Origin of the sequence: Apilactobacillus sp. (genome assembly GCF_025290035.1) — a bacterium.
Classification (GTDB): domain Bacteria; phylum Bacillota; class Bacilli; order Lactobacillales; family Lactobacillaceae; genus Apilactobacillus.
In genome coordinates this window covers 1-5,992 of record NZ_JAMBKT010000033.1, presented here as the reverse complement: position 1 = coordinate 5,992, position 5,992 = coordinate 1, and the positions used below count along the sequence as shown (strand labels likewise).

The following is a 5,992-nucleotide window of genomic DNA, read 5'->3' as shown; positions in this document are numbered from 1 at the left end:
GATCAACCAATTTTTGAAATTGAGGAGGATTAATTTTGGACTATAATGTACAAGATTTCATTCCTCAAAGATTCCCATTCCAAATGCTAGATAAAATTGTTGAAGTTAATCCGGGAGTTGGTGCTAAGGCTGAAAAGCTTTTAACAGTTAACGAATGGTTCTTCTCAAAACAACATCTAGAATTCGGAATGCCAAGACCTATCGCAATGGAAATGCTTGCACAAACTGGAGTTTGTGCATTGCTTTCAATGCCTGAATACAAAGGTAAAAATGTTTTCTTTGGTGGTATCAAAGAAGCAACATACAAAGACAGCTTTAGACCCGGCGACAAGTTGGAATTAGCTGTTGAAATGACAAAACTAAAGAGAAACATTGGTGAAGGTCATGGAACAGTTACACGTGATGGCGAAGTAATTTGTGAAGGTACTTTAATCTTTGCAATTGAATAAGTTCATAAAGGATGAGTGAAATGTTTAAAAAGGTATTAATTGCCAACCGTGGTGAAATCGCGGTGCAAATCATAAGAGCACTTCATGAGATGGACATTAAAGCTGTTGCCGTTTATTCAACTGCCGACAAGGATAGCATGTTTGTAAAATTAGCTGATGAATCAGTATGTATTGGTGGACCACAACCTAATGAATCATATTTAAATATGGCTGCGGTTATCGATGCTGCAATTTTAACCAACAGTGAAGCTATTCACCCCGGTTACGGATTTTTATCTGAAAATGCTGAATTTGCTGAACTTTGCGAAAAATGTTCAATTAAGTTCATTGGACCAAGTTCAAAAGTAATTGATTTAATGGGAAACAAATCTCATGCGAAAGCTGCAATGAAAAATAGTGGAGTCCCAACTATCCCTGGCTCTGATGGAGCCATTGAAAGTTTAGATGAAGCATTAAAGCTAGCTGATGAAATTGGTTATCCGGTCATGCTTAAAGCTGCCGCTGGTGGTGGTGGAAAAGGTATCCGTGAATGTGATGATGCTGAATCATTAAAGGAAATCTTTACTACTACTAAGCGTGAGGCAAGAATTTCGTATGATGATGACTCATTATATATGGAAAAAGACTTAAGCGATGCTAAACACATTGAAATGCAAGTGATTGCTGATCAAAAGGGAAATGTTGTTTACTTCCCCGAACGTGATTGTTCACTTCAAAGAGGTCACCAAAAGATTATCGAAGAAACTCCATGTATTGAAGTTTCTCAAGATCAACGTGACTACTTAGGTCAATTAGTAGCTAAGGCTACAAAGGAAATTGGTTATGAAAACACTGGAACTTTCGAGTTCTTATTAGATGAAAAGACTAATAACTTCTACTTCATGGAAATGAACACTAGATTACAAGTTGAACATACAGTTACTGAAGAAGTTGCTGGAGTTCAATTAATCAAAGCGCAAATCCAAGTAGCTGCCGGTGAAGAATTACCATTTACTCAAGAAGATGTTCAAGTTAACAGTTATGCGATTGAATGTCGTATCAATGCTGAAGACCCAGCTCATGGCTTCTTGCCAGCGCCAGGAAAACTAAAAAATGTTAGTTTCCCATTTGGTACTAAGGGTGTTCGTATTGATTCTGGAGTTGAGTCTGGAGACACCATTTCTCCTTTCTACGATTCAATGATTGCTAAAATCATTGTACATATGCCTGACAAACCTCAAGCAGTCGTAAAAATGAAACGAGTAATCAATGAATTTAAGGTTGATGGAGTTAAGACTAACCGTCAATTCCTAAACGATTTGTTACAAGACAAACATTTCAATGATTCAGATTTCAATAATCTATACATTGAAAAATCATTCTTGAAAGAGTGGTTGAAAAACGTTGAAGAATAATAAATCAGAAGAAACTAAAGATTTACAAGCACTAATGGACAAAGTTCCAGACCATTTATTTATTAAATGTCCTGTTTGTGAAGAAAACTTTTATAACAAAAAGTTAGGTACATACAAGTTATGTCCTAACTGTGGATACGGTTTTAGATTAGGTGCTAACGAAAGAATCAACATGACTGTTGATGAATTTACACCCATCAATAACGAAGTATCTGCTCCTAATCGTTTCTTAGACGATGAAAAATATGCTGGTAAATTAGCAAAATCAAAAGAACTAACTGACTTAAACGAAAGTGTTCAAACTGGAATTGCTAAAATCGGTGATGTTGAATTCGCACTTGGTGTGATGGATTCACGTTTCATCATGGGAAGTTTAGGTACTGCAACTGGTGAAAAACTAGCACTATTATTCGAAGAAGCAACTGCAAAGAATCTACCAGTTGTTGTCTTCTCTTGTTCTGGTGGTGCCAGAATGCAAGAAGGAATCCATTCATTAATGCAAATGGCCAAAGTATCACAAGCTGTTTCAGACCATGCAGAAAAAGGATTGTTATACATTTCAGTATTAACTGATCCAACTACTGGTGGGGTTACAGCTAGTTATGCGATGGAAGGAGATATTAATATCTCTGAACCACATACATTAATCGGTTTTGCTGGACGTCGAGTAATTGAAAACACTATTCAACAACGTCCACCAAAGGATTTTCAACGTGCAGAAACATTGCTTAAAAATGGTTTCTTAGATGCCATTGTTAAGCGTCAAGATATGAAATCAGTTTTAGCCAGATTATTGGCTTGGAATTAGGGGGATATTATGACTAAAGCATACGATCGTGTTCTTGCGGCTAGAAGTGCTGATAAAATTAGTATCCAAGACCTAGTTGCTGGAATAACTGATGATTTTATCGAATTGCACGGTGACCGTGCTTATAGTGATGACCCAGCAGTTTACGCTGGTATCGGAACTATCGGTGGTCAAGCCGTTACAATTACCAGTATCCAAAAAGGTGATAACACTGACGAAAATATCGAAAGACATTTTGGTTCAGCAGAACCTTCAGGATACAGAAAAGCTTTACGTTTGATGAAACAAGCGGAAAAGTTTAACCGCCCAATTATCAACTTAATTAACACACCGGGTGCTTATCCCGGTATGGATGCTGAATACAAAGGTCAAGGTTACATGATTGCTCAATCAATCTTACAAGGACTTAAGTTATCAGTTCCATACATCAGTGTTATCGTTGGTGAAGGTGGTAGTGGTGGTGCAATCGCACTTGCTGTTGGTGATACTGTTTGGGCTTTTGAAGATAGTATTTATTCTGTATTATCTCCAGAAGGATATGCCACAATCTTGTGGAAAGACTCAAGTAAAGCAGCACAAGCCGCTGAACAAATGCAACTTACACCTAAGGAATTATTAAACAATGAAATCATTGATAAGATCATTCCTGAAGTAAAAGATGCAAAATCAATGCAAAACTTCAAAGAAGCTTTAATTCAAAAAATTAATGAACTTAAACAATTACCTAAAGAAGAATTATTGGCACAACGTCATGAACGTTACCGTAAATTCAACTAAAGTAATTTAATTGATTTGTATATTTAGGAGGTCAAATCAAATGTCAAACTTATTAGATGGAAAAACAATTGTTGTTATGGGTGTTGCTAACAAACGTAGTATTGCCTGGGGATGCGCTAAGTCACTAATGGATAATGGTGCTAAAGTTATCATTACTTACCAAAACGAAAGACTAAAGCGTCAATTAGATAAATTAGTTCCAGAAGGAACTGAAATGATTGAATGTGATGTTGCTGAAGATGCAAACGTTGAAAAAACTTTCCAAGACATTCAAGCTAAATTTGGTAACATCGATGGTGTTATTCATGCCATTGCTTATGCTGATAAGGAAACTCTTGAAGGTGGAGTTATCGACGTTAAGAAAGATGGTTACAACCTAGCTCAAGACGTTTCTGCATACTCACTAATTTCAGTATCACGTTACGCAAGTCGTGTTATGAACCCACAAGGTAGTATCGCTACTTTAACTTACATGGGTTCAACTCGTGCAATTCCTTCATACAACATGATGGGTGTTGCTAAGGCTGCTCTAGAAGCTAACGTAAGATACCTAGCTTCTGACTTAGGTCCTAAGAAGATCCGTGTTAACGCTATCTCAGCAGGTGCTATCAAGACTCTTGCCGTTACTGGTATCAAGAATCACGGTGACCTACTAAAAGAATCTGAAGCAAGAACTGTTGATGGCGAAGCTGTTGATATTCACCAAGTTGGTGATGTTGCTACATTCTTAATGAGTAACCTATCATCAGGTGTTACTGGTGACTTGATTTACGCTGATAAGGGTGTTCATTTACTTGCCTAATAACACAAAAATTTTTATTGATTCAATCCAAAATCCAAAATATCAAGACATTTTCAAGAAGGCTGATGTTGATTTTACTAAGTATAATAAGCGTCAAGCCATCGTGGGAAATCTGATGTTAGCGGATTACATGGAAATTAGTATCGATGAACTATTACATGGTGATCTTTTTAATTATGGTAAGCACGGCAAACCATCTTTAAAGAGTAATCAATTTCAATATAATATTTCGAACTCATATGATTTAGTAATCTTAGCGGTTTCTAATCAAGAAGTTGGAATTGATATTGAAAAGCTTCGTCCATTCACATACAAGCGCATCACCAGAGCCTTCACTGATAATGAATTAAATTATTTAAGTCAATTATCACCAGAAGAAGATGGGGATGAAACTTTGAAATTATGGACGATTAAAGAAGCAGCTTTAAAACTCGTGGGCACAGGTCTCGCTGGTAAAGTGAAAAGTGTGGATATTGATGTTGATACTAAAGAATCAGCAACAAGACTAGATCGTAAAATTAAACTAACTGATATTGAGGTTGCTGATGGTTACGTTGGAACCTTAGCTACTTATGATGACTAGTAAATTTAGTAGATGATTTTTCCGGGGTCGATGGGACAATTAGTAGACGAATGAAATCATCGCTTGTAATGAGTTGAAACTAAATGAATATACTTAGTCGCATATGTCACATAAAGAAGTAAATTGAAAACGTTGTAATATCAACTTATTTCATCTTTTTTAGATGAAATAAGTGCTTCTACGTTGTAACTTAGTATCGATATTGTTAAACTGATTGATGTTGATTAGGACATCTAGATATGGAAACTAGATGATATAATTAATGATAATTTTAAAAATTAAAATTATAAATCAGATTAATAAAAAAGTTTAATTGTTAAATTTTGAATTTAAATAAGGAGTGCTTATCGTGAGTGTTTTAAATACAACCGAAATTATGGATTTAATTCCAAACAGATACCCAATTTTATACATTGATAGAGTTGACGAATTAGTACCAGGCGAAAGAGTCGTAGCTACTAAGAACGTTACTATCAATGAAAACTATTTCCAAGGTCACTTCCCTGGAAACCCAGTTATGCCTGGTGTTTTAATTATTGAAACTATGGCACAAACTGCATCAATCTTAATTCTAAAGAGTGAACAATACAAAGATAAGACTGCTTACTTAGGTGAAATTAAGGGTGCTAAATTCAGAAAAATGGTTAAACCAGGTGACGTCGTAAGATTCGAAGTTACTATGGGTAAACAAAAGAAGAACATGGGACAAGTTGACTGTACTGCTTACGTTGGCGACAAGAAAGCTTGTTCAGCTCAACTAACATTTATTGTTCCAGACGTTAAACGTAAATAAGGAGGATAACTCTATGACAAAGCGTGTAGTTATTACAGGTATTGGTGCCGTTAGTCCATTAGGTAACGACGCAAATACATTTTTAGATAATATCTTTGCTTCAAAGACTGGTATCGGACCAATCACTAAGTTTGATCCAAGTGAAACTGGTGTTTCACTAGCCGGTGAAGTTAAAGACTTTGATCCACTAGAACGTATCGACAAGAAAGTTTCAAAGCGTATGGATGACTTTTCACGTTACGCTTTATACTCAGCTTACGAAGCTATGGAACAAGCTGGATTAAAAGAAGGTAACTTCGATCCAGATGAATTAGGTGTAATCTATGGTTCAGGTATTGGTGGTTTAACAACTATCCAAGAACAAGCAATCAAGATGTCAAAGAAGG

At 36.0% G+C, this 5,992-nt stretch carries 8 protein-coding genes; all 8 read left to right on the top strand.

Annotated features, from left to right (window positions below; translation table 11 throughout):
- Positions 1 to 83: 83 nt before the first annotated feature.
- On the top strand, positions 84 to 449 hold the full coding sequence (locus M3005_RS05750; RefSeq protein WP_053950676.1) for a 3-hydroxyacyl-ACP dehydratase FabZ family protein: 366 nt from the start codon (positions 84 to 86) through the stop codon (positions 447 to 449).
- Between the two features lie 20 nt (positions 450 to 469).
- Positions 470 to 1,843, top strand: coding sequence for an acetyl-CoA carboxylase biotin carboxylase subunit (locus M3005_RS05745; protein WP_293794495.1), 1,374 nt, complete (start codon positions 470 to 472; stop codon positions 1,841 to 1,843).
- Positions 1,833 to 2,651, top strand: a complete 819-nt coding sequence (locus tag M3005_RS05740) for an acetyl-CoA carboxylase carboxyltransferase subunit beta (RefSeq protein WP_293794492.1) — start codon at positions 1,833 to 1,835, stop codon at positions 2,649 to 2,651. The genes M3005_RS05745 and M3005_RS05740 overlap by 11 nt, the downstream gene beginning before the upstream one ends.
- Before the next feature lie 9 nt (positions 2,652 to 2,660).
- Complete coding sequence (accA, locus tag M3005_RS05735) at positions 2,661 to 3,428, top strand: carboxyltransferase subunit alpha (RefSeq protein ID WP_293794490.1); 768 nt, start codon at positions 2,661 to 2,663, stop codon at positions 3,426 to 3,428.
- 40 nt (positions 3,429 to 3,468) lie between these two features.
- Positions 3,469 to 4,230 (top strand): enoyl-ACP reductase FabI, encoded by a 762-nt coding sequence (gene fabI / locus M3005_RS05730; RefSeq protein ID WP_041153065.1) that lies wholly within the window; start codon positions 3,469 to 3,471, stop codon positions 4,228 to 4,230.
- On the top strand, positions 4,223 to 4,813 hold the full coding sequence (locus tag M3005_RS05725) for a 4'-phosphopantetheinyl transferase family protein (RefSeq protein WP_293794487.1): 591 nt from the start codon (positions 4,223 to 4,225) through the stop codon (positions 4,811 to 4,813). The genes fabI and M3005_RS05725 overlap by 8 nt, the downstream gene beginning before the upstream one ends.
- A 349-nt stretch (positions 4,814 to 5,162) precedes the next feature.
- Positions 5,163 to 5,606 (top strand): 3-hydroxyacyl-ACP dehydratase FabZ, encoded by a 444-nt coding sequence (gene fabZ / locus M3005_RS05720; protein ID WP_053950457.1) that lies wholly within the window; start codon positions 5,163 to 5,165, stop codon positions 5,604 to 5,606.
- Between the two features lie 13 nt (positions 5,607 to 5,619).
- Positions 5,620 to 5,992, top strand: a 373-nt coding sequence (locus tag M3005_RS05715) for a beta-ketoacyl synthase N-terminal-like domain-containing protein (RefSeq protein WP_293794485.1), incomplete at its 3' end; no start/stop codon positions are given.

What these genes read in the sequence shown, in the direction of transcription:
- M3005_RS05750 (WP_053950676.1), top strand. Translation starts at nt 84, where the DNA reads ATGCTAGATAAAATTGTTGAAGTTAATCCGGGAGTTGGTGCTAAGGCT.
- M3005_RS05745 (WP_293794495.1), top strand. Translation starts at nt 470, where the DNA reads ATGTTTAAAAAGGTATTAATTGCCAACCGTGGTGAAATCGCGGTGCAA.
- accA (WP_293794490.1), top strand. Translation starts at nt 2,661, where the DNA reads ATGACTAAAGCATACGATCGTGTTCTTGCGGCTAGAAGTGCTGATAAA.
- fabI (WP_041153065.1), top strand. Translation starts at nt 3,469, where the DNA reads ATGTCAAACTTATTAGATGGAAAAACAATTGTTGTTATGGGTGTTGCT.